At 71.6% G+C, this 21,756-nt stretch carries 19 protein-coding genes; 6 read left to right on the top strand and 13 right to left on the bottom strand.

Going from position 1 to position 21,756, the window contains the following annotated elements:
- Positions 1–17: 17 nt before the first annotated feature.
- Positions 18–2,807, top strand: coding sequence for an AAA family ATPase (locus ABIA38_RS17400; protein ID WP_424639569.1), 2,790 nt, complete (start codon positions 18–20; stop codon positions 2,805–2,807).
- A gap of 230 nt (positions 2,808–3,037) precedes the next feature.
- On the opposite strand, the gene ABIA38_RS17395 is transcribed toward ABIA38_RS17400, so the two are convergent.
- Genes ABIA38_RS17395 through ABIA38_RS17385 form a run of 3 tightly spaced genes read right to left on the bottom strand, consistent with a single transcriptional unit; the run spans position 3,038 to position 6,240 of the window.
- The gene (locus ABIA38_RS17395) at positions 3,038–4,150 is read right to left on the bottom strand and encodes a hypothetical protein (RefSeq protein WP_424639568.1); all 1,113 of its coding nucleotides are present in this window, start codon (positions 4,148–4,150) and stop codon (positions 3,038–3,040) included.
- Between the two features lie 60 nt (positions 4,151–4,210).
- Positions 4,211–5,581, bottom strand: a complete 1,371-nt coding sequence (locus ABIA38_RS17390; protein ID WP_424639567.1) for a sensor histidine kinase — start codon at positions 5,579–5,581, stop codon at positions 4,211–4,213.
- On the bottom strand, positions 5,578–6,240 hold the full coding sequence (locus ABIA38_RS17385) for a response regulator transcription factor (protein WP_424639566.1): 663 nt from the start codon (positions 6,238–6,240) through the stop codon (positions 5,578–5,580). The genes ABIA38_RS17390 and ABIA38_RS17385 overlap by 4 nt, the downstream gene beginning before the upstream one ends.
- Positions 6,241–6,468: 228 nt before the next feature.
- On the opposite strand from ABIA38_RS17385, the gene ABIA38_RS17380 reads away from it, so the two are divergent.
- Positions 6,469–7,416 (top strand): endo alpha-1,4 polygalactosaminidase, encoded by a 948-nt coding sequence (locus ABIA38_RS17380; protein WP_424639565.1) that lies wholly within the window; start codon positions 6,469–6,471, stop codon positions 7,414–7,416.
- 104 nt (positions 7,417–7,520) lie between these two features.
- Here ABIA38_RS17380 and ABIA38_RS17375 read toward each other — a convergent pair whose 3' ends face one another.
- From ABIA38_RS17375 to ABIA38_RS17365, 3 genes are all read right to left on the bottom strand, one after another.
- Positions 7,521–7,727 carry a hypothetical protein gene (locus tag ABIA38_RS17375; RefSeq protein WP_424639564.1) on the bottom strand — a complete coding sequence of 69 codons (207 nt, stop codon included), beginning with the start codon at positions 7,725–7,727 and terminating at the stop codon, positions 7,521–7,523.
- 211 nt (positions 7,728–7,938) lie between these two features.
- Positions 7,939–8,550 (bottom strand): helix-turn-helix transcriptional regulator, encoded by a 612-nt coding sequence (locus tag ABIA38_RS17370; protein WP_424639563.1) that lies wholly within the window; start codon positions 8,548–8,550, stop codon positions 7,939–7,941.
- A 130-nt stretch (positions 8,551–8,680) separates the two neighbouring features.
- The gene (locus ABIA38_RS17365; RefSeq protein WP_424639562.1) at positions 8,681–9,619 is read right to left on the bottom strand and encodes a LysR family transcriptional regulator; all 939 of its coding nucleotides are present in this window, start codon (positions 9,617–9,619) and stop codon (positions 8,681–8,683) included.
- 95 nt (positions 9,620–9,714) lie between these two features.
- Here ABIA38_RS17365 and ABIA38_RS17360 point away from each other — a divergent pair, with 95 nt between their 5' ends.
- Both ABIA38_RS17360 and ABIA38_RS17355 read left to right on the top strand, forming a co-directional pair.
- Complete coding sequence (locus ABIA38_RS17360; RefSeq protein ID WP_424639561.1) at positions 9,715–10,875, top strand: nuclear transport factor 2 family protein; 1,161 nt, start codon at positions 9,715–9,717, stop codon at positions 10,873–10,875.
- Between the two features lie 254 nt (positions 10,876–11,129).
- Positions 11,130–11,537 (top strand): RidA family protein, encoded by a 408-nt coding sequence (locus ABIA38_RS17355; protein WP_424639560.1) that lies wholly within the window; start codon positions 11,130–11,132, stop codon positions 11,535–11,537.
- 304 nt (positions 11,538–11,841) lie between these two features.
- On the opposite strand, the gene ABIA38_RS17350 is transcribed toward ABIA38_RS17355, so the two are convergent.
- Together ABIA38_RS17350 and ABIA38_RS17345 are read right to left on the bottom strand one after the other, a co-directional pair.
- Entirely contained in the window at positions 11,842–13,251 is a 1,410-nt protein-coding gene (locus ABIA38_RS17350) for a serine hydrolase domain-containing protein (RefSeq protein ID WP_424639559.1), read from the bottom strand.
- A 111-nt stretch (positions 13,252–13,362) separates the two neighbouring features.
- Positions 13,363–13,902, bottom strand: a complete 540-nt coding sequence (locus ABIA38_RS17345) for a hypothetical protein (protein ID WP_424639558.1) — start codon at positions 13,900–13,902, stop codon at positions 13,363–13,365.
- A gap of 959 nt (positions 13,903–14,861) precedes the next feature.
- On the opposite strand from ABIA38_RS17345, the gene gyrB reads away from it, so the two are divergent.
- Positions 14,862–16,880: a DNA topoisomerase (ATP-hydrolyzing) subunit B gene (gene gyrB / locus ABIA38_RS17340; protein WP_424639750.1), complete on the top strand. Its 2,019-nt coding sequence runs from the start codon at positions 14,862–14,864 to the stop codon at positions 16,878–16,880.
- A gap of 26 nt (positions 16,881–16,906) precedes the next feature.
- Here gyrB and ABIA38_RS17335 read toward each other — a convergent pair whose 3' ends face one another.
- The 4 genes from ABIA38_RS17335 to ABIA38_RS17320 form a co-directional block, all read right to left on the bottom strand.
- Positions 16,907–17,110, bottom strand: coding sequence for a hypothetical protein (locus tag ABIA38_RS17335; RefSeq protein ID WP_424639557.1), 204 nt, complete (start codon positions 17,108–17,110; stop codon positions 16,907–16,909).
- Between the two features lie 261 nt (positions 17,111–17,371).
- The gene (locus tag ABIA38_RS17330) at positions 17,372–18,025 is read right to left on the bottom strand and encodes a class I SAM-dependent methyltransferase (RefSeq protein WP_424639556.1); all 654 of its coding nucleotides are present in this window, start codon (positions 18,023–18,025) and stop codon (positions 17,372–17,374) included.
- Positions 18,022–18,570, bottom strand: coding sequence for a hypothetical protein (locus tag ABIA38_RS17325; RefSeq protein WP_424639555.1), 549 nt, complete (start codon positions 18,568–18,570; stop codon positions 18,022–18,024). Before ABIA38_RS17325 ends, ABIA38_RS17330 begins: the two co-directional genes overlap by 4 nt.
- 139 nt (positions 18,571–18,709) lie before the next feature.
- Positions 18,710–19,318, bottom strand: coding sequence for a TetR/AcrR family transcriptional regulator (locus tag ABIA38_RS17320; RefSeq protein WP_424639554.1), 609 nt, complete (start codon positions 19,316–19,318; stop codon positions 18,710–18,712).
- 280 nt (positions 19,319–19,598) lie between these two features.
- Here ABIA38_RS17320 and ABIA38_RS17315 point away from each other — a divergent pair, with 280 nt between their 5' ends.
- On the top strand, positions 19,599–20,780 hold the full coding sequence (locus ABIA38_RS17315; protein WP_424639553.1) for a HEAT repeat domain-containing protein: 1,182 nt from the start codon (positions 19,599–19,601) through the stop codon (positions 20,778–20,780).
- On the opposite strand, the gene ABIA38_RS17310 is transcribed toward ABIA38_RS17315, so the two are convergent.
- Positions 20,751–21,650, bottom strand: coding sequence for an aminoglycoside phosphotransferase family protein (locus ABIA38_RS17310; protein WP_424639552.1), 900 nt, complete (start codon positions 21,648–21,650; stop codon positions 20,751–20,753). The genes ABIA38_RS17315 and ABIA38_RS17310 overlap by 30 nt on opposite strands.
- Positions 21,651–21,756 lie beyond the last annotated feature (106 nt).

Below are 21,756 nucleotides of genomic sequence, written 5' to 3'. Positions count from 1 at the left end.
CGACGAATCGAGGACGGATGATTCCTGGCGGCGACACCGTGGCCGATCACGCGGGGAACCCGGGCGCCGACGTGCCGATCGTCGGCCGGGACGCGGAGTCGGCCCGCCTGTGGCGTGCCGTGGACGCGGCCTCCGGCGACCCGGTGGTGGTCCTCGTCGGCGAGGCCGGCACCGGCAAGTCCGTGCTCCTCGACGCCGCCGCGCGGCGGGCCCGGGCGCGCGGCGCTCGCGTACTGCGGGCCGACGGCAGCGCGTCGGAGGCCGGCCTCGCCTTCGCCGCGCTGCACCGGCTACTGCGCCCGGTACGCCCCGAGCTGGCCGCGCTGCCACAACGCCAACGCACCACGCTGTACGACGCGTTCGGCACCGGACCCGGCACCGGCCCAGCCACAGCGCCCGGCCCGACGCCCGACCCGATGGCGGTCGGGATCGCCGTGCTGGGCCTGTTCTCCGCCCTGGGCGATCAGGGCCGGGTGGTCGTCGTACTGGACGACGCGCAGTGGTTCGACCGGGCGTCCCTGGACGCGCTGTCCTTCGCCGCCGCACGGCTGGCCGACGACCCCGTCACGCTGCTGGTCGGCGCGCGCGACCGGCTTCCCGGCTTCGACCGGCACGTCCCGACGCTCACCCTCGGACCGCTCGACGCCGCCTCGGCCGATCGGCTGCTCGACCTGCAACCGACCACCCGGCCCACCGGCCAGACCCGGGCTCGGATTCTGGACCAGGCCGCCGGCAACCCCCTCGCACTGGCCGAACTCGCCCGGGCGGCGGCCGCACCCGACGCCGCCGGGGAGTTGCCGGCCGCAGGTCCGCTCCCGCTGACCGACCGCCTGGAACGCCTCTACGCCGCGCGCCTGGACGACCTCCCGGCCGCCACCACGCGGGCCCTGCTGCTCCTGGCCGCGATGGACACGGTCGACTCGGCGCTCGCCGTCTCGGCCGGGCTGCCGGGCGCGGCGGACGACGCATGGCGGCCGGCCGAGTGGGCCGGGCTGATCCGGCGCAACGATCGCGACGTACGGTTCCGCCATCCGCTCGTGCGCTCCGCCCTCTACCACGCGGCCTCGTTCGACGCGCGCCGCGCGGCCCACCTCACACTCGCCGAACTGTTGCGGGACGAGCCGGATCGGCGCGCCTGGCACCTGGCCGCCGCCGCGTCGGGTCCGGACCCGGCGGTGGCGGCCGAGTTGGCCCGAACCGCCGACCGGGCGCGGCGCCGGGGTGGGTACGCGGCGGCGGCCGGCGCCCTGCAGCGCGCCGCCGAACTGACCCCGGACCGCGCGGAATCCGCCCGGTTCCTGGTGGCGGCTGCCGAGGCGGCCGTGTTCACCGGTGACCTGGCCTGGGTCGAGGAACTGGCCGACGCGGCCCGTGCGCGGACCGACGACGCGGCGCTGTTGGCCGGCGCCGCCGTGCAGGTCGGGCGGCTCGCGGCGTTGACCGTGCGCCACTCCGTGGTCTTCTCCCGACTCGTCGACGCCGCCGAGCAGTCGGCGACCTCCCGGCCGGACACCGCGCTCGACCTGTTGGCCGGCGCCGCCGTGGCGGGCTTCTACTCCGGGGACGCGGGTCAACGGCGGTGCATCCGGGACGTGTTGGCGCGGGTGCCCGAGCAGGCGTCGCACGCGTGGTTGCGGGTGTGGGTACGGGCGGTGTCGGATCCCTTCCACGACCGGGCCGAACTGGTCGCCCTGCTCCCCGAGTTGGCCGCCGAGGCCGGGCGCCGGCCGGAGCGGCTCAGCACGCTGGCGATCATGGCCTGGCTGCTCGACGAGACCCCGTTGGCGGTGCGGGCGTACGACGAGGCCACCGATCGTTGGCGGTTGCAGGGGCCGCTGCCGGAGGGGCTGGGCGGTGCGGCGGCCTGGGCCTATGTCGAGCAGGGCCGGTGGGAACAGGCCCGGGTGGGCTGCGCCCGTACCGTCGCGGTCGGCTCCCGGGTCGGTCTGGACCACGCGGTGGCGTGCGCCGCCGTGGTGGATGCCATCGTGCTCGCCTTCCAGGGTGCCGCGCCGGCGGCTCGGGCCCGGGCCGAGGAGGCACTGGGGCTGATCGATCCGGCGGAGAGCCGCTCGGTGGCGGTGTACGCGCGACGTGCGCTCGGCGCGGCGGCGGTCGCGGAGGGCGCGTACGAGACGGCGTACGGCCAACTCCGGATGGCCTTCACGGCGGATGGTGATCCGGTGCACTACCACGCGTCGTACCCGGCGATCGCGGACCTGGCCGCCGCAGCGGTGCGGTGTGGCCGCCGCGCGGAGGCCGCCGCGCTCGTCGAACGTTCGGCCCGCACGCTCGGCGACAACGCGTCACCGCGGTTGCGCGCGCTGCTCGATCGGGCACGCGGGCTGCTGGCGGACGGCGCGGCGGCCGAGGCCCACTTCCGGGCCGCGCTGGCCGACCCCGAACTGGACCGCTGGCCGTTCGAACGTGCCCAGACCCGACTGGACTTCGCCGAATGGCTGCGCCGCCGCCGACGCATCGCCGAGGCCCGAGCACCACTCACCGACGCCCTCGAAACTTTCCGCCGCCTGGGCGCCCGCCCCTGGATCGAGCGTGCCCGCAGCGAAGCTCGCGCCGCCGGCCTGGACGTGGCGCACTCGACCCCCGACGCCCTGGCCGAACTCTCCCCGCAGCAGCAGCAGATCATCCGCCTCGCCGCCCGAGGCCTGACCAACCGCGAAATCGCCGAACGGCTCTTCCTGTCCCCGCGCACGGTCGGCTCCCACCTCTACCGCAGCTTCCCCAAACTGGGCATCACCGCCCGCGCCCAACTGCGCGACCTGATCGAGGAAGCCTTCGCGACATGAGGCGCGCGAGGTCGTGGGCCGGGCGGCGGCGGTCGGTTGCCGTTCCGGAGGATGATCTCGTCGATCGCCTCGGCGTGTGCGGAGGTGACCCGGTCCAGGGCGTCCTGGTCGGTGGATGGCCCGACGGGGCCACGAACCCGCGCGCCGCGCCTGCCGCGCCGTCCTGACGCACCACAAACAACCGTTCGCCGGCCGCAATTTGTCGCCCCCGCCGGGGCCGGCCGCAGGGGTTACGCCGGGGCCGGGATTCGCCACAGGGAGGTCGGGGCGTCCGCGGCGCCCGGGTGGGATTCGAAGGCGATCCATTTGCCGTCGGGGGACCAGCTCGGCGCGCCGTCGTAGCCGGTGTCGTTGTGGGTCACCCGCTTCACGTCGCCGGTGTCCGCGTTCGCGACGAAGACCTGGGGGATCTCCAGGCCGCCCGCCGTCGAGGAGAAGACCAGCGAGCGGCCGTCCGGTGACCAGGTCGCGTCGGTGTGTTCGCCCACGTCGTGGGTCACCCGGCGCAGCCCCGTCCCGTCGGAGTTCAGCACATACAGCGCCCACGACTGGGCGTTCTTCGCGCGGCGTTGGAAGACCACACGATCGCCCTTCGGGGACCAGTTGGGCTGGCGGTTGTCGGTGGCGGTGGCCGGGCCGTCGAGCAGGCGGACCAGGCCGGTGCCGTCGGGGCGGACCTTCCACAGGGAGCCCAGTTCGCCGCCGTCCGGCAGCGGCTTGGCCTCGACCGCCGGGGTGGCCTCCTGGAAGACGATCCAGTCGCCGGCGGGCGAGAAGCTCGGCTCCAGGTAGGTCGACGGGCCGCTGTGCCGGGTCACCCGTACCGGTTCGCCGCCGTCGGGCTTGACCACCCAGATCTCCTCCGGGGCGCCCGCCCGGTCGGAGGCGAACGTGATCCCGCCCGTGGCATGCCAGCTGGTGCCCGGCAGGTTCACCGCGGCCTTGTCGGGTTCGTCGAGCAGCGTCCGGGCCGGCCCGCCGCCCGCCGGCAGCACCCGCAGCGCCGCACCGCCCGCGTTGTAGCCGCTGTGGAAGACGGTGAACACCATCGACGCGCCGTCCGGGGAGAAGGCCGGATTCTGCGCGCTGTTCGTGCCGTCGCGGTCGACCAGCAACTCGGCCCCGTCCGGGCGCTTGACCCCCGGCGCGCCGGGAGTGCCCGACGGCGGCACGGCCTTGGCGACCGGTTCGCCGTCGCGCCCGTCGACGGTCCGGGCGGCCGAGCACCCGGTGAGCACGGTCGTGGTCAGCGCGACCGCCGAACCGACCAGGACGAGTCTGCGGACACCTCGGACGATCCGGACCGTCGAAACGGTCCTCGGGACGGGCGGACGGACGTTCATCGGGGGCTCCCTTGCCACGGCGCATCGCGGACCGCCCCGCGCGGCACGCGTACGGGGCAGTCACATCGTCCGGGCCCGCCCATGAGGAATTCGTGAGCGCACGCGCCCGCGCACCCGCTCCCCGGGCGCCAGGCGCAGTACGAACACCGCCCCACCGCCGGGCCGTTGCTCGACCCGGATGTCCCCGCCGTGCGCGTCCGCGACCCACTGGGTCAGCGACAGGCCGATCCCGGTACTGCCACCCGGCGACTGGAAACGCTCGAACACCCTGGGTACGTCCGCCGCCGCCACGCCCGGCCCACGATCGGCGACGGTAACCACCGGGCCGCGTACCGAGACGGTGATCTCCGCGTCGCCCGCCCCCGGCGTGCCAGCGCCGTGCCGTACCGCGTTGTCCAGCAGGTTGCGTACCGCCGCGCGGACCAGGCCCGCGTCCGCCGAGACCACCGAGTCGGCCAGGTCCAGCTGTACCCGGTGGGCGCCGGGCGGCAGTTCCGCGCAGACGGTTTCCACGAGTTGGTCCAGGCGCAGGGCCTCGAGTCGGGGTTGGTGTACGCCCGCCTGGAGTCGGGCCCGGGTCAGCAGGTGCTCGACCACGTCGGCGAGGCGGTGGGAGGCGGTACCGATCCGGGGCAGGTGTTCGGCCAGCGCGCCCGGGGCGTCGTTGGCCAGGTCCACCGCGCCGCGGATCACCGCGACCGGGGTACGCAACTCGTGGGCGGCATCGGCCAGGAGCCGCTCCTGCTGCTCCTGCGCCTGCCAGGCCGGTCGCATGCTCCGCCGGGCCAGCAGATAACCGAGCGCCGCGCCCGCCGCGGTCAGCGCCGCACACCCGACGAGCAACGCGGCCACCAGCCGGCGGTGCGCGGCGGCCCCCCGCGCGGGGTCGCCGACCGCCGCGACCACGCCGACCTGGTGCGTGGTGCCGTCCTGGTAGAACGGCGCGGCCAGGAAGTACCGCGCCCGCCCGGCGTCGTCCCGCCCCTCGGCGGTGGCCACATCGTCACTGCCCAGCGCGTCGTCCGCGACCGCGCGCAGCCGGGCCGGCGCGACGCCCGGGTGTCCGGCCGTGAACAGCGGACGCAGCGTGCCGTCCGGCTGGGTGGCCAGCACCAGGACCGGCAGACCGCCGTCGGTCGCGTCGTCGTCCGCGAGCCCGTCGAGCCGAAGCCGCCCGTCCTCGTAGTAGATGAGCGACCGGACGACCGCCACCCGCCGCTGCAACGCCTCGAATTCGCCGGTTCGGCGCGAGTCGGCGTCGGTCTTGATCGCCACCGCCGACAACACGGCGAGCCCGACGACGGTGATCAGGGTGTACGCGATCGTCAGCCGGATCCGCAGCCGGGCCAGCGCCTTGCGCGCGGGCGACGCGGGTGACGCGGGTGACGCGGCCGGTCGGCGCTTCCTGGCTCCCCATATCCGGCCCCTCACGGCGCGCTCATCCGAAAGCCCTGCCCCCAGACGGTGTGCACCAGCGGCGGACTGCCGAGCTTGCGGCGCAGTCCGGCCACCACGGCGTCGACGACATTGGATACCGGGTCGGCCAGATCGTCCCAGCACTGCTTGAACAGGTCGCCCTTGCCGACCACTTCGTTCTGCCGCACGAGCAGGACGTGCAGTACGGCGAACTCCTTCGGCGAGAGCGACAGCAGGATCCCGTCGCGGCGTACCTCGCGTCGGGACAGGTCGAGTTCGAGGTCGGCGCAGCGCAGGAAGACCGGCAGCCGCTCGCCGGCGCGGCGGGCGAGGCTGCGTACCCGCAGTACGAGTTCGGCCATCGCGAAGGGCTTGGCCAGGTAGTCGTCCGCGCCGTGTTCCAACCCGGCGATCCGATCCGGCAGCGTATGCAGCGCGCTGAGGAAGAGCACCGGCGTCGACCAGCCCGCGCGGCGCTTGGCGCGCAGCTCGTACATGGCGTCGCCGAACGGCAGCAGCCGGTCGAGCACCACGCAGTCGTAGTCGGTACGCGCGACCAGCTCGTCCGCCTCGGGCCAGTCGGCGACGGCGTCCACCACGAATCCGCCCGCGCGCAGCCCGGATTCGATCACCGCCCGCAGATCGGGTTCGTCCTCGACCAGCAACACACGCATGACCCACCCCCGGGGACCGCCGGTCCCCCCGACGGGGTCCGTTCCGGAGCAGAGCCTACGACCGGACGCCCACCTGCCGCGCTCACGAGTTCCTCACGACGGGCGGGAGAGGATGGGACGCGTTCCGCGCACTGCGCTGCGCACCGTCGTTTCCCGAGCCCTCTCCCGAAGACCTGAAGACCGAAGACCTGAAGACCTGAAGACCAAGAACCGAAAACCGAAGGAACCATGAACATCCGTCACACCTCGGCCCGCCGCGGCCGCAAGCTCGTCCTCGCCGGCGTGGGGATGTTGCTGACGGCCGTGCTGGCGGGCTGCGGGTCGAGCGGCGGCGGGACCGATGCAGGTACCGGTGGCGGCACCGAGGCCCGCGCCGAGGCCACTGCCACCGCCACCGCCGGTGCCGATGCCACGCCGGGTTCGGCGGCGCCCGCTCCCGTTCCCGCGTCCCCTCCCGGCAACGTCGTCCGACCCGAGCCGCACACCCGCTTCGACTACCAACTCGGCGGCCCGTACGCCCCGCCGTCCGGCGTCCGCGCCATCTCCCGCGACCGCACCGCGCGTCCCGAGCTGGGCCTGTACAACATCTGCTACCTCAACGGCTTCCAGGCCCAGCCCGACGCGCTCGACTGGTGGCAGCGCGAACACCCGGACCTGCTGCTGCGCGACGGCCACGGCGTGGTGATGGACACGGAGTGGAACGAGGCCGTACTCGACATCTCCACGGAGGCCAAACGCACCGCCCTCGCCGCGATCATCGGCGAGTGGATCGACGGCTGCGCCCGCGCGGGCTTCCAGGCCGTTGACCCGGACAACTACGAGTCGTACAGCCGCTCCCACAACCTCCTGAAGCCGGCCGACGACGTCGCCTTCGCCCGCCTGCTCGCCGTCCGCGCACACGCCGACGGCCTCGCGATCGCCCAGAAGAACGGCGCCGAACTGCTCGACCGCAGCACCTACGTCGGCTTCGACTTCGCGATCTCGGAACAGTGCGGCCAGTACGACGAATGCGGCGCCTTCGCGAAGGCCTACGAAAACCGGGTCTTCGTCATCGAATACACAAAGCCCTACTTCACGGCGTCCTGCCGGGCCTGGGGCAACAACCTCTCGATCATCCTCCGCGACCGCAACCTGACCCCAACGGGAAACCCGAGCCACATATACGAGACTTGCTGACTTGCCGCCGCCGTGGGTTCAGCGGGCAACGAACGTGGCTCGCGTCTTCGCATCCATCGCCCGCACCTCGGCCTGCGGTGGATCGGTGTACTCGATCCGGTACATCAGAACTCTGCCACCCGGCCGGACCACCCCTCGGCCTCGTCGCCGACCGGGTCGGCCGGGCGAGTTTCCAGTGTGCCCGCGTCCGCGGCGCGCAGATCGGCGATCACCTGCGGGTCGTGCCCGAGGGCGGCGATACCCCACCACAGGAAGAGTAGGTTCTCCACCGCATCCAGTTCCGCGTCCGCGAGTTCGTTCTCGAACTCCACAAGCTGCTCCGCGTCCAACGCGCGACGAACCCGGCGGATCGTCCGCGGCGGCAGCTGCTCCGGTCGAGCACTCGTGTCGTCCCCTCACGACTCGGGATCGGCGAGACACCTCCCGGCCCAAACTACCGGCCGCGCCAAGCGCGGTAACCGGCTCACGAGGACGTACCGGCGCACACCGACCCCCAAGAACGAGCCCCGCCCGAACCGCGCGTCAGGATCGGCCTCCCCTCCGTCGCATGGCGATCCCTGATGCAGCACCCGATCGGTCAGGACGGGATGGTTGTGCGGGCGGCGTTGGCGTAGCGGGTGGCGAGGTGGGCGAAGGCGGCGTTGAGTTCGGGTGGGCCGATGACTTCGACGTCCGGTCGAAGCCGCCGATGGCGGCTGCCAGGCCGGTCCATGACCAGGAGCCGAGGACGACTTCGCCTCGGCAGGGCCAGTCGGTGGTGATGTCGTCCGAGCCGCGGAATCGGCTGGTGATGAACGCGGGCACGTCGCCTCCGGGCAGTTCGCGCAGGGTGAAGCGGGGTCCGGTCGATATGCGCGGGTGTATGCGGTCGACGCGGAAGGTTCGCCAGTCGTCGCGGTCGAGGTCCCAGGCCAGGAGGTACCAGTGGCCGCGCCAGGCGACCAGGTGGTGGGGCTGCACCCGGCGGCGCTGCTGCCCGGCTGCGGTTGCGGCCTTCCGGTCCTGCACGTAGTCGAAACGGAGTTCCGCACGGGCGTGGATGGTGGTGCTCAGGTCCGTGAAGACCTGCGTGTCGACCGGTGGGGCGTCGCCGTTCTCGGGTGGGTGGACGGCGGTGATGCGCAGCAGGTCCATCCGGTGGCGCAGGTGGGACGGCATGACCTCGACAGGAGACCGCCGCCGGGACGCGGCGGTCCGGTGGCGAGACGCGAAGGATGCGGGTCGCCGTGCGAGCGCGACAGTTGGGGCGGGGGCGGACCGCGGGTCAGGGTCGCCCTCCCCCGTCGTCGGCGGCCCGCCTCGTCCGCACGCCACCGGGCGCCGAGTCGAAGGCCGTTGCGAGTTCTTCGAGTAGGGGGGCCGCGCTCGGGTGTGGGTCGCGGCGTGGGGTGAGCGTGTAGATGCCGCGGGTCGGGGGATCGACGAGGGCCACCGTGGTGACGTCGGCGCGCAGTGCGCTCGCGAGCACGCCCGGAACCAGCGCGATCGCGTGACCGGTTGCCACCAACGCCACCTTCCCGACCAGGTCGGCCGCGGTGAGGTCGATCCGGGCGGTGACTCCGGCGCGGGCGGCGTGTTGGCGCAGCAGCGCCGCCGAGCCGTCGTTGTCCTCGACCCAGGTCTCCCCGGCCAGTGCCCGAATGCGTACCGGGCCGTTCCCGGCCAGCGGATGGCCGATGGGTAGTACAACGACCATGTCGTCCATCCCCAGGAACCATCGTTCGACCCGCGGGTCGGTGGGCAGCCCGGGTGGTGCGTCCGTGACAACCGCGACGTCGAGATCACCGGCGATCACCCGGTCGTGCAGTCGGGTGCTCAGTCCGGGCAACAGGCTCCATGGGATGGGTCCGGCCGCGTCCAGCAGGCGGCGGATCGCCGCCGGCACGATCCCGGCGGCCAGGGACGGCGTCGCACCGACCGCCAGCGGCCGACCGAGCGATCCGTCACGGGCATCGCGTACGGCACGGACGGCGCGGTCGGCCTCGTCGAGTGCGAGCAGGGCGTGCCGACGGAACACCTCGCCGGCCGGCGTCGGCCGCACGCCGCGCGCATGGCGCTCCAGCAACGGCACGCCGAGCTCGCGCTCCAGTCCGGCGATCTGCCGGGATACCGCCGACTGCGTATGCCCGAGCTCGTCGGCCGCCGCCGACAACGACCCGAGCCGGCACACCGTCACGAACGCCCGCCACACGGTCAGTTCCATGGTGCAAGTATGGGCCCCAGCCATGCGAATCTCGCAATACTCCTCTGCGAGATATGCGCTTGTCGCAGTCATTGGGATCCCCCACTCTGGAACACATGACCACTTCGCACACCGTCGCCGTCCTCGGCCTGGGCCGCATGGGCGCCGCGATCGCGACCCGACTCGCCGACCTCGATTGGGACGTCGTCGCCTGGACCCGCTCCGGGCGACGCGCGGCGGGCACCGTCGACACGGCCGACGACCCGAACCACGCCGTCGCGAAGGCCGACATCGTGCTCCTGGCGCTGTTCGACGGCCCGGCCTGCCAACAGGTCGTCGACCGGATCCACGACTCGCTGCGCCCGGACGCCATCGTGCTGAACACCGGCACCATCGCCCCCGCCGAAGCAGCGCAGTTGGCTCGCCGACTCGGCCCGTCCTACGTGCACGCGCCCGTACTCGGTTCCGTGCCGGCTGTCGCCGCCGGCACCCTGCGGATTCTCGCCGCCGCCGACCAGGGCGCGTTCGACCGGGCCCGCCCGGTGTTGGAAGTGCTCGGCACCGTACGGCGCGTGGACGACGCCGCCACCGCCGCCGCGCTCAAGTTGGTTGCCAACAGCAGCCTCGCCGGCGCCGTCCTCGCACTGCGCGACTCACTCCGGCAGGCCGACGCCCTGGGCCTGCCCCGCGCCCAGGTGTTGGACATCCTCGAACTGGGCCTACTCGGCGGACTCGTCGCCCGAAAGCGAAGCCTCCTCGCCGGCCAACCGACCACCGGCCCCGCCGACTTCACGATCGGCGCACTGGCCAAGGACCTCGCGCTGCTGGCCGCCGCGTCGGACACGCCCCTGCCCAGCGCGGCCGAACTGGCCGACACACCCGCAGCCCCCGAGGCCGACATCGCGGTAGCCGCCACGGTCCCCGCCGTGGGTGACGCCGTACTCGAACCGCTGCGCGCCTACATCCGCGGACACGCCACCGGCGAACCCGCCCACTTCCGCGACGCGTTCCTGCCCGGCGCGCACATCGAAGGGATCCGGGACGGCGCATTCGTCTCGTGGCCCCTGGACGATTACTGCGCGCTCTTCCCCGGTCGGCCGGCCCCGGACGAGGCGACCCGCTCCCGCCGGATCGACACCGTCGACGTCCACGGCACCGTCGCGACCGCGACCATGACCCTCCGGCACGGCCCGGACACCTTCACCGACGTTTTCCTGCTGGTCCACGTCGACGAGGGCTGGCGCATCGCCAACAAGGCCTACCACCGACGTTCCTGAGCCGACGGAGGACAAGCACACTTCCGCGTGGTCACCGGGAGGTTCCCCAGTCACCGAAAAGTGCGTTCTTCCACGTCAGCCGCCACTCTCCTACGGTTACCGAGTAACCACCGGGACCGGCGAGGACCGCCGCCACGGACCACCACGGAACGCGGCGGACCGCGACAGCCTCTCGGTCGGTCGGTCGAAGCGAGCCCACGGGCTCCCGGACCTCGAAACCACTCGACACCACTGGAAACAAGGAGGCGGACACCATGGCCATCACCCTGGTAGACCCCAACGGACTGCCGAAGATCGATGCATACCGGCAGGTGTCGATCGGGACCGGGTCGAAGCTGGTCTTCCTCGCCGGGCAGGTCGCCTGGGATGCCGACGGCGTCACCGTCGGCGCAGGCGACCTCGCCGCCCAGGTCGAGCAGTGCTACCTCAACGTCGGCACCGCCCTGGCCGCGGTCGGCGCCTCCTTCGACGACGTGGCGAAGCTGACCGTCTACGTCGTCGACTGGACGCCGGACAAGTTGCCCCTGTTCCTGGAGGGGGTCGCTCGGGCCGCCGCGAAGTTGGGCGGCACCCCGGTACCGCCGGCTTCGCTCCTGGGAGTCGCGGCACTGCACGCGCCGGATCACCTCGTCGAGGTCGAGGCCACCGCCGTACTCGACTGAGGAAATCGCCGCCGAATCGGCACGGAGCACTCAGTTCAGTTTACCAACCGACTCCGGGCGAGACGCCGCCACCCACCCCGCCGAAGCATCCGACACCGGGACGTAGCATCCGTCCACTGCCGCGCTGGCAGAGGCAGGCGGCCGAATAAGTAGTGTGCCGCTCGTATGGGCGGCCTTCGGGGCAGGATCGCCCCGAAGGCCACCCGGGGAACCGGGGAGGCCGAATACCAAACTCCGCTCCCCGAACCCCGGGACCGGACCCGGCTGTTCGGGTGTTCGGCTATTCGGCTATTCGGCTGTTCGGCTATTCGGCAGGCATGGAAACCCGGCCGAACAACCGCCCGGCGAGGTCGATCCCGGTGACCGCACCGCGGTCGTCGCGGCCGAAGAAGCCGCGCTGCCCGTTCAGCCCGCCGCCGGTGACGATGTACTCGTCCGCGTCACCGGGCAACCGGCCGAGTTCGGCCGGCGGCAGATCCGGCGGCAGTTCGCCGTCGGCCGCCGCCCGGACCTCCGGTTTGATCGCACAGGCAATCGTCAACCCGGCTCCGGCCCCGCCCTCATCACCGGCAACAGCGACGGTGAGCGTCATGATCTCGTTGGCATAGGTCCCGGCGACCTCCCCGGCCCACACCGCGTCGTACGGAAGCGGCTCCGAGTCCTTGTCGACCACTCCCAGGTAGTGTTCGAGCGCCCACCGGACGACCGCCTGATTGACCGCGAGGCCGCTGTCCGGGCCGGCATTGGACAATACGACGACGGCGAAATCGCGTTCGGGCACGATGAGCAGCTCGGCGAACTGGCCGTCGGCCGACCCGCCGTGCCCGACCGTACGCACGCCCTCCACATCACGCAGGAACCAACAGATCCCGAACGCGTCGCCGAGTGCCCCGCCCGGCAGCTCGACCGTCTGCTCCCGCATCCGATGCAGGGCCTCGGCGGGCAACACCCGGGTGCCGTCCGGCGCACGACCGTCGCCGAGATGGAACCGGGCCCAGCGAAGCTGGTCCGCCACCGAGGATGCGCCGCCCCCGCCCGGGTTGTTGGCGCGGGTGCCCTTCCATTTCCGCACGACGGCGGGCGCCCCGTCCGCACCGGGTTTGTGTCCCACCGCAAACCGTCGAGTCATCACGTCATTGGCAGCGAAGAGGGTGTGCGACAGCCCGAGCGGCTCGAACAGCAGGGAGGTGATGGCCTGTTCATAGGTCAGACCGGTGACCTTCTCGATGATCCGCCCGGCCAGGTTGTACCCCATCTGACTGTAGGAGGCCCGGGCACCGGGCGGCGCGATCGACTCCGACTCGGCCATCTTCGCCACGTACTCGGTCAGCGCGTCGTCCCCCTCGCCGGTGTCGACGCCCATCCGCCAGTCCAGCCCGGAGGTGTGGTTGAGCAACTGCGACACGGTGATCTCCGCCGCGGCCCGCTCATCGGGAAGCACCAACTCGGGCACATACCGCCGTACCGGCGCGTCCAGTTCCACGCGCCCTTCCGCGACCAGGCGCATCAGCGCGGTCGCTGTGAAGGACTTCGTGATCGAGCCCAGTACATACAGGGTGTCCCGGTCCACAGGCAGCGGATTGTCGACGCTGGTCACGCCATGGCACGCGTAGACCTCCCGCCCATCCGCCCACACCCCGACCGCGACACCGGGAACCTCGAACCCCGTGGCCGTCTTCTCCACAAACTCCGACAACAACGCGTCCCGCGACATCCCACTCCCCTTCCGCCGGCCATCCACACGGCACCGGCGCCCTCGCCCGTCACGGCAACACACCGCACTCCACCGGACCCTAAACCGCCCCCACGGCGCACCCACAGCCACCTATTGGATCCAGCGTCGTCCGTCCGGATCGCCGAACCACACATGTTGCGTCGTCGTCCCGTCACCACACACCGCGGCCGTGAGCCCGAATCCTTCGGCTTCCGGCCGCCCATGCCGACGCCACCACCACACCGCGTCCAGGAACTCGGCGGCGAGGTCGTCGGGCCCGCGAGCCGCGGTCGTGGTCACCAAGTCGTCGCCGCCGAAGCCGATCCGCGCACAGGAGAGCCCACCGGCCCCCTCCCGATACGGGTACAACCACCTGCCATCGCGGGGCGTGCCGGGCACCGCGTCCTCGACGGTCTTGACGACCTTCGGAAGCAGAAAGCCGATGACGGGCGCGCCGAACCCGGTCGACACCCCCTCGATCCACGCCGCGGACATCGGCGACGTGCCGTGCCGCGTGTCGTCGTACTCCCACCACCGGTCCGGCACTTTCGGCCAAACGGTGCGCTGGTCACGCGCCTTCATATACGACAGGCCGTCCGCGAACCGCCCGCCGGCCCTACCGTCGGCGCCGACGGTCAACCCGACAAGCAAGTCGTGACTTTCGCGCCCCCGGCCCCACCGCCCTCGTCCGCAGTAGCCACAACCGATCGCCTCACTTGTCCTTGTCCTTGCGACGCGTACCGGAGTCCCCGCCGCCGATCGTGTCGGACTTACCGTCCACGTCATCCGGCGGCCCCTGAGGCGGGTGCACCGGGCGCGATACCCATCCACGTTAGGGATCACAGCGCGCCCGGCGCAGGCGACTTCCACGACTGTCACCCTCGGGCGCGCGCGGGGGGGGCGGGTCGTACGCATCGAGGGACGTCGCGGCACCGCGCCGCCGGGTCGAGTAAATGGGTCGGCGGGGAGGCGGGTTCGCCTTCGTCGGGGTGCCGTCCGGGGTCGGCTCGTCCGTGTTCTCCGCGCGTCTCCGCGACCTGCCGCGACCGGCGGGCCCTTCACCCTCCGAGGTCGGCGCGGTGGCTCGCAGGGCCCCTCGGAGGGTCGGGAAGGGGGGACGTGGGTCGGCTTGACGGGGTCTTCGAGTCTCGCACAGCGAAGCTCTGTGAGCCGCTCTACGGGCATCAGAGCCTTTCCGTGTGGGGATCCTTGTCGACCTGACTTCTGGAGCATCTGAGCCGGCTTCAGTTGGCATTCAAGCCCACATTCAAGCCTCGCGACCGATAGACTGAGGCTCGTTCTTACATCGAGAACGCGGCCCGTGGAGGGCCTGGTTCGGCCTGCCCGCGCGCGGCCGGCGCCGCCTGAAGACACGACCACTCCCGCCGTCCGGCGGGAGTGCGGCTTGTAATGCCAGAAATGAGTGCCCTGTGACCGATCCCGGCATCCGATCCGACCGCTCCGCCCCCGACGTCCCCTCCGCCCCCACCACCCTCCCCACGCTCGCCGCGTCCGATGCCGACGGCCCTCCCGGTCCCTCGGCGGCTCCCGCCCACCGCAACGGTCACCACGGGGCCGGGGCCGGGTCCTACGACGCCGGTGCGATCACCGTGCTGGAGGGGCTGGACGCGGTGCGCAAGCGGCCCGGGATGTACGTCGGTTCGACCGGCGAGCGCGGCCTGCACCACCTCGTACAAGAGATCGTCGACAACTCCGTTGACGAGGCTCTGGCCGGTGTCGCCGACCGGATCGACGTGACGCTCCTCGCCGACGGCGGGGTCCGCGTCGTGGACAACGGGCGCGGCATTCCCGTGGGTCTCCATCCGGTGGAGCAGCGGCCCGCCGTCGAAGTCGTGCTGACCGTGCTGCACGCGGGCGCCAAGTTCGGCGGTGCCGGGTACGCCGTCTCCGGGGGGCTGCACGGCGTGGGCCTGTCCGTGGTCAACGCCCTGTCCACGCGCCTGGCGGTGGAGGTCCGCACCGACGGACACCGATGGCGCCAGACCTACCGAACCGGCCTGCCCACCGCCCCGCTTGCCCGCCACGAGACGGTGACCGGCACCGGCACCTCGATCACCTTCTGGGCGGACCCGGACATCTTCGAGACCGTCGACTACTCCTTCGAGACCCTGGCCCGCCGCCTCCAGGAAATGGCCTTCCTCAACGAGGGCCTGACCCTGACCCTGACCGACGAACGCACAGCCGTCGGGACGGACACCAAGGACGGCGAGGAAGGCGATGAAGGCGATGAAGGCGATGAAGGCAAGGAAGGCAAGGAGGGCGATAAGAGCAAGGGAAGCGAGGAAGGCGGGGCGGGCGAAGCCGGAGCGATCCGCTCGGTCGAGTACCACTACCGAGGCGGCATCGTCGACTTCGTGACGCACCTCAACTCCGGCAAGGGCGAACCGGTACACCCGACGGTGATCGCCATCCGGACCGAGGACCCGCAACAAACCCTGTCCGTCGACGTCGCGATGCAGTGGAACACCCGGTTCAGCGAGGGCGTGTACTCCTTCGCCAACGCCATCCACACCCACGAGGGCGGCACCCACGAGGAAGGATTCCGTACCGCCCTGACCGGTGTGGTCAACCGCTACGCCCGGGAGCGGAAGTTGCTCCGCGACCGGGACGACAACCTCTCCGGCGAGGACGTCCGCGAGGGGCTGACCGCGATCGTCTCGGTGAAACTGGGCGAGCCGCAGTTCGAGGGCCAGACCAAGACCAAGCTCGGCAACACCCAGGCCCGAACCTTCGTGCACAAGGTCGTCCACGAGCACCTGACGGACTGGTTCGACCGCCACCCCGGCGACGCGGTCGACATCGTCCGCAAGGCCATCGCGGCCCGAACCGCCCGGGTCGCCGCTCGCAAGGCACGCGATCTCACCCGCCGCAAGAGCGTCTTGGAATCCGCCGCGCTACCGGGAAAACTCGCCGACTGCCGATCCACCGACCCGGCGGGCTGTGAAATCTTCATCGTCGAGGGCGACTCGGCCGGCGGCTCGGCCAAGTCCGGCCGTGATCCGCGATATCAGGCGATCCTGCCGATCCGCGGCAAGATCCTCAACGTCGAGAAGGCCCGGCTCGACAAGATCCTGCACAACCAGGAAATCCAGGCGCTCATCTCGGCGTTCGGCACCGGCGTCCACGACGACTTCGACCTCGGCAGGCTCCGCTACCACAAGGTGATCCTGATGGCGGACGCCGATGTCGACGGCCAGCACATCAACACCCTGCTGCTGACCTTCCTGTTCCGCTTCATGCGGCCCCTGATCGAAGCGGGACACGTCTACCTGTCCCGGCCCCCGCTGTACAAGCTCAAGTGGAGCCGCGAGGACAGCGAGTACGCCTACAGCGACCGCGAACGCGACGCCCTCGTCGAACGCGGCCGAGGCGGCGGCAAGCGTCTGCGCGACGACACGATCCAGCGCTTCAAGGGACTCGGCGAGATGAACGCCGAGGAACTACGCATCACCACGATGGACCCGGACCACCGCATCCTGGGCCAGGTCACCCTCGACGACGCCGCGCAGGCGGACCTCCTGTTCTCCGTCCTGATGGGCGAAGACGTGGAGGCCCGACGCACGTTCATCCAACACAACGCGAGGGATGTCCGCTTCCTCGACATCTGACCCGCGACGCACCGGGCTCGGCGCGATCAGCCCACGCCGCCACCACCGCCGCGCATCCACGCGGTCCCGCCGAGCGCCCGCCGACCGGCCTCGGCCCGATCCGTCTCGCCCGGCGCCCCGACCCGCAGCAGGCCCGAACCGGCAGCCGCATCGTTGTCCCGCCGGCCGAACGAGAGCACGACCAAGCCCACGATCATCCCGAGCAGCACTACCGAAACCGAGATGAGCATCAGAGCTTCCATGTCAATCCCCCGTCGTCGCAAGGCAGTTCGCCCACACGGTCGATCACTGTGGATCACTGTCGATCTTCCACAGCACCACGCCCGGCGAACCACCCACCAGTTTGAACAGCCGATAACGATGACGTCACCCGGCGACCCGCTTCCGGCGAGCGGCGGCGCCCGGAAGGTGAACAGCCGGCATGACGCCGACGCCGACGCCGACGCTGGCAACCCGGACCCACCACCCTCGGAAGTGCCCGGGCGGGATCGTCAGATCCGGGCGATCAGCACGTAGCGCTCGTCGGTGACCGGACCACCCCACAAAGCGGCATCGGCGGTGAGGGATTCGACGCGCACCTCGCGGACGAGCGGGCGCACGGCGTCCGCCAGGTCGGCGGCGCCGATCCCCCGGTGCCAGGGCAGGGTGTCCGCACCGGCCACGTAGGCCGCTTCGTCCGACCCGGCTGCGGACCAGCGTCCCTCGACCAGCACGAGGACACCGCCCGGACGGATGCGGTCGACCCACGTACCGAGGGCGGCTCGTGGGTCGGGCAGGGTCCACACCAGGTGGCGCGAGAGCACGACGTCGAATCGGGCCTCGCCGGTGGGCGGTACGGCGGCGTCACCGACGAGAAAGCGGCCGTCGAGTCCGGCAGCCGCCAGTTTGGCCCTGGCCCGCTCGATCATGAGCGGCGCGAGGTCGACTCCGGTGACCCGGTGTCCGGCCTGTGCCATCAGCTCGGCGAGCGAGCCGGTGCCGCAGCCCACGTCCAGCACGTCCGCCGGGCCGGACGGCAACCATCCGGCCAGGAGCCCGGCCCACGCGGCGCGGGTCTCCGCCGCCCGCAGGCCGTGGTCCGGTTCGTCGTCGAAATCGACGGCGGCAGCATCCCAGTACGCGGTGATGGCAGCCGAGTTCGTCATCCCTGGATCCGCTCGGCCGGCACCGACCCGAACAGCGCGTCGTACGGCTCGTCCTCCGCCGTGAGGATCAACGTGAACCCCTCGTCCGCCCCGGTGACGACCGCACGCAGTCGGCTCAGCACGTCGGCCTCGGCCGGCAGGTCGAGACCCAGCGCGCCGGCCACCCGGTCCCGGTGCGCGGCCAGGTCGGGCATGTCCGCCAGATATTCGGCCGCCAGTTCGCCGCTCTCCGCCACGGTGAACGCCCGGCAGTCGCGCCACCAGGGCACCACCAGGACCAGCCGTACGAGCTCCGGCAGACCGATCGCGATCAGCGCCGCGCCGCCCTCGGAGTCCGCGTACAGGATCGGGCGCTCCTCGCCGCCGTCGCCGCAGAAGAAGTACGTACCACCGGCCCCGTCGCCCGCGAAGCCCTCGAGGGCCGCGCCCGAGGCGAGTCGTACGTCCTCGACATGGTCACCCCGGTCGAGGTCGAAGTCGCCCGGCCAGGCCAGAAATCGGGCCGCATCGTCGTGTTCCCGGATGGCGGTGATCAGCGATCGCATGCGTCGCACCCTAATAGCCCGGAGCGCCGATCACCCACGAGACGCACGAGAGGCACGAGAAGCGCCAGAGGCACGAGAAGCACGAGAAGCACGAGAAGCTACAGGGGCACCAGAGGCACCAGAGGCACCACAAGGCCACTCAAGAGACCGCCACCCACACCGTCCGCGCCACGCTCGGCGCGAACTCGTCGACCGGCGTCACCACTTCCGGCCCCGAGAAGTGCAGGAAGAACGCCCGCTGGAAACACGCCCCGAGGAGCAGCGCCGCAGCCGCGTCCGGATCCGCGTCGGCCCGGATCCGGCCGCGCTCGCGGTCCTCGCGAAGACAATCGGCCAGCGCGTAGAGGATGACGTGCGGCCCCTTCCCCAACTGCCGAATCCCCGCACGATGCCGCTCGAGCAGCGCCGGCGCGGCAAACAGCGAGCCGGCCATCGGCATGCCGTCGGCATAGAACTCCGAGGCGTATCGGGCGATGTCGGTGAGGTGCTCCTCCACGCTCCGCCCTTCGCCCGCACCGGGGGTGAGCTCGCGCATCAGGGCCGCGGCGCTCGGGGAGCGCTCGGTCAGCACCCGGACGAACAGTTCTTCCTTGTTGGTGAAGTACTTGTACAGCGCGGCCTCGCTGCACCCCGCCTCCCGGGCGATCGCCTTGGTGGTGGCGCCGGCCAGTCCGGTGGTGCGCATCAACTTCTCGGCCGCGTCCAGCAGACGCTGCGGAGTGGGCCGCCTTGACTCGGGGGTGGGCATTCAGCCACTCTAGATCAAACAACAAATTGAGCGAATACTCACTTACCCCTGCCGTTTTGCGCGCCCACCCACTTCGGACCACACCCTGCCGCGCGCGATGGGAGCGATCGGGCAGGGCGCCATGGCATGTACCCGCTCCCTCAGCTCCCGGGCGGCACGGTTCACCTGGTGACGCCGGCCCGTGAGAGGGGACTCGACCCGGCCGGCTACTCTCGTCCTCGATCCCGAGGTGTGACGGATCGAAGGCGCGGTATGTCCGAAGCGGACGGGAGATGCGGGCGTGGAGTCGCTCATAGCCGCAGTGCGGAGCGGGGACGAAAGGCTGACGGCCACGTTGTTGGACGCGGGAGCCGATCCCGACGCCGTCGACGAGCACGGCACCCCTGTGTTGTGCCTGGCGGTGGACGCCTTCGATCTCCCGGTGGTCGACCTCCTGGTCTCGTGCGCCCGGCTGGACCGCATCGCGCCCGACGGCCGCACCCCGCTGTTGCGAGCGATCGACCGAGGCGCCTGTGAGATCACGGACAGACTCGTCGGGCACGGCGCGAAACTGTGGATCGCGGACGCCGAGGGGCGTGACGCCCTGGCACTCGCCCGGTACTGGCACGAGACCGGCGTCGAGACGGAGTTGCACCGCAGAAGTGGGCCGGGTCCGCTCGAGCGCGGAACCATCCGACGGTCGGAGTCCGGCACCATCTGCGAGGAGTTGTCGTCGGGAGACCTGACGATCAGGAACGGACACACCGCCATCCTCACCGCGCTGGAGCCGCGGTACGGCATCCATCCGCCTTTCGACGAGTTGTTGTCGCGCGCCCTGGCCGAACAGGACGTCGACCACGAGGTGTGGTGGGCAACGACGTACGCGCTCCAGCAGCGTCACGATCGCACCGTCCGGGACGCCGCCGCCGCCCTGCGCGACCGGTCGGACCCGCTGGAGCGGTACTTCGGCGCGGAAGTGCTCCACCTGATGAACCTCTTCGACGAGGACGAGGACGAGGACGCACCACACGACCGGCCACTCGTCGATCTGTTCCTGCCCTGGGTGGCACGCGAGCCCGATCCTCGCGTGGCCCGGGTACTCACCGCCGGGTTGGCCGACGCCAAGGATCCACGCGCCCGCGAAGCGCTTCCCGCGCTCACGCGCCACCTCGACGCCGAGGTCCGGCAGCGTGCGGTCGCCGGACTGGGCTCCGCGATCGAGACAGCAAGCCCCGAGGCGCTGGTCGCCGTGACGGAGCGCATCGGTGACGTGAACGCAGCGGTCCGCCAAGCAGCCTGCCGGGCCCTCGCCTTCGCCCCGCCGGACACCGCGGACATCTCGGACCTGCGGACGAGAGGAAGAGGGCCGACGGGCGTTTTCCTACGTGAGGTACCGCCCGCTGCTTCGCGATCCGCACCGGTACCGGGCGTTATCCGGCCTTGGCTGGGCGGCTCAGAGGCGGCGCAACGTCGCTTCGAGTAGATCTTCGACGCGGGATGTCATGCCCACGACATCGACGGCGGTGCGGCCGGCGACCTGGATCGGGATGAGCCGGCGCCACTCGTCGCTATACGCGGTAACTGCGTACAGGTCCCACCAGGGATCGATGGCGCGGCCGGCCTCGGCCTCATAGGCCAGGCGGAGCCGCTCGGCCCAGTCCGCCCCGAACAGGACGGCCAGATTGAGCCGGGCATGCCCGACATCGAAGCCGGCCGGGCCGGTGCAGGATCCGGCCCAGTCCACGACGCCGGTCAGCCGGCCGCGCCGCCAGAGCAGGTTGAAGTGCTGGAAGTCGCGGTGGATGAAGCAGGTGGCGGACTCGGGCGCCCGTTGCCGCAGGATGCCGAAGGCAGCCGCCCAGATCGCCGGGCGGGTCGCCGAGGAGGGGATTGTCGGGGCGGCTGCATCGATCCGGGTCCGGAAAGGTCCTGCCGCGACCTGCACATCGTGGATCCGCACGGCCATGGCGGCGATCCGGCGCAGCCAGTCCTCCGGGTCGGCCGGCGCGACATCCAACCGGCCGGGCAGACGCGTCATGAGGATGGCCGGGTACCCGCCGGCTTCCCGGCCGTCCGCGTCGGCGGCGATCGGCTCGGGTGCCGGAAGTCCGGCATCGTGCACGGCACGAAGCACCGCGGCCTCGTGCCGGACCAGCGCCGCCGTGCCGCGCTCTGCCTGCTCGTACCGGCGCAGGACCAGCACGTCCCGGTGGCTGCCGTGGTCGATCGTCAGCCGGTGAACGGCAGAAGTGATGCCACCGGTCATCCTGCGCCAGTCCACAACCCTGGCCCCGGTGACGCGCTCGACCCAGTCGAGGGTCTGCGATGACGGGCGTCGGCGGCGGAAGTCCACAGTCCGTCACCTTGGCATGGCGGCGTTCGGATGGCCAAGCCGATTTACCGGCTCGGGGGGGGTGCGGTCGTGCATGTGATGGGAGAGTCCGGCCGGGGTTCCGGGG

It is taken from the genome of Embleya sp. AB8, assembly GCF_049739465.1.
In the GTDB taxonomy this organism is placed as follows: Bacteria; Actinomycetota; Actinomycetes; order Streptomycetales; family Streptomycetaceae; genus Embleya.
This window is presented reverse-complemented; position numbering and strand designations above follow the sequence as displayed.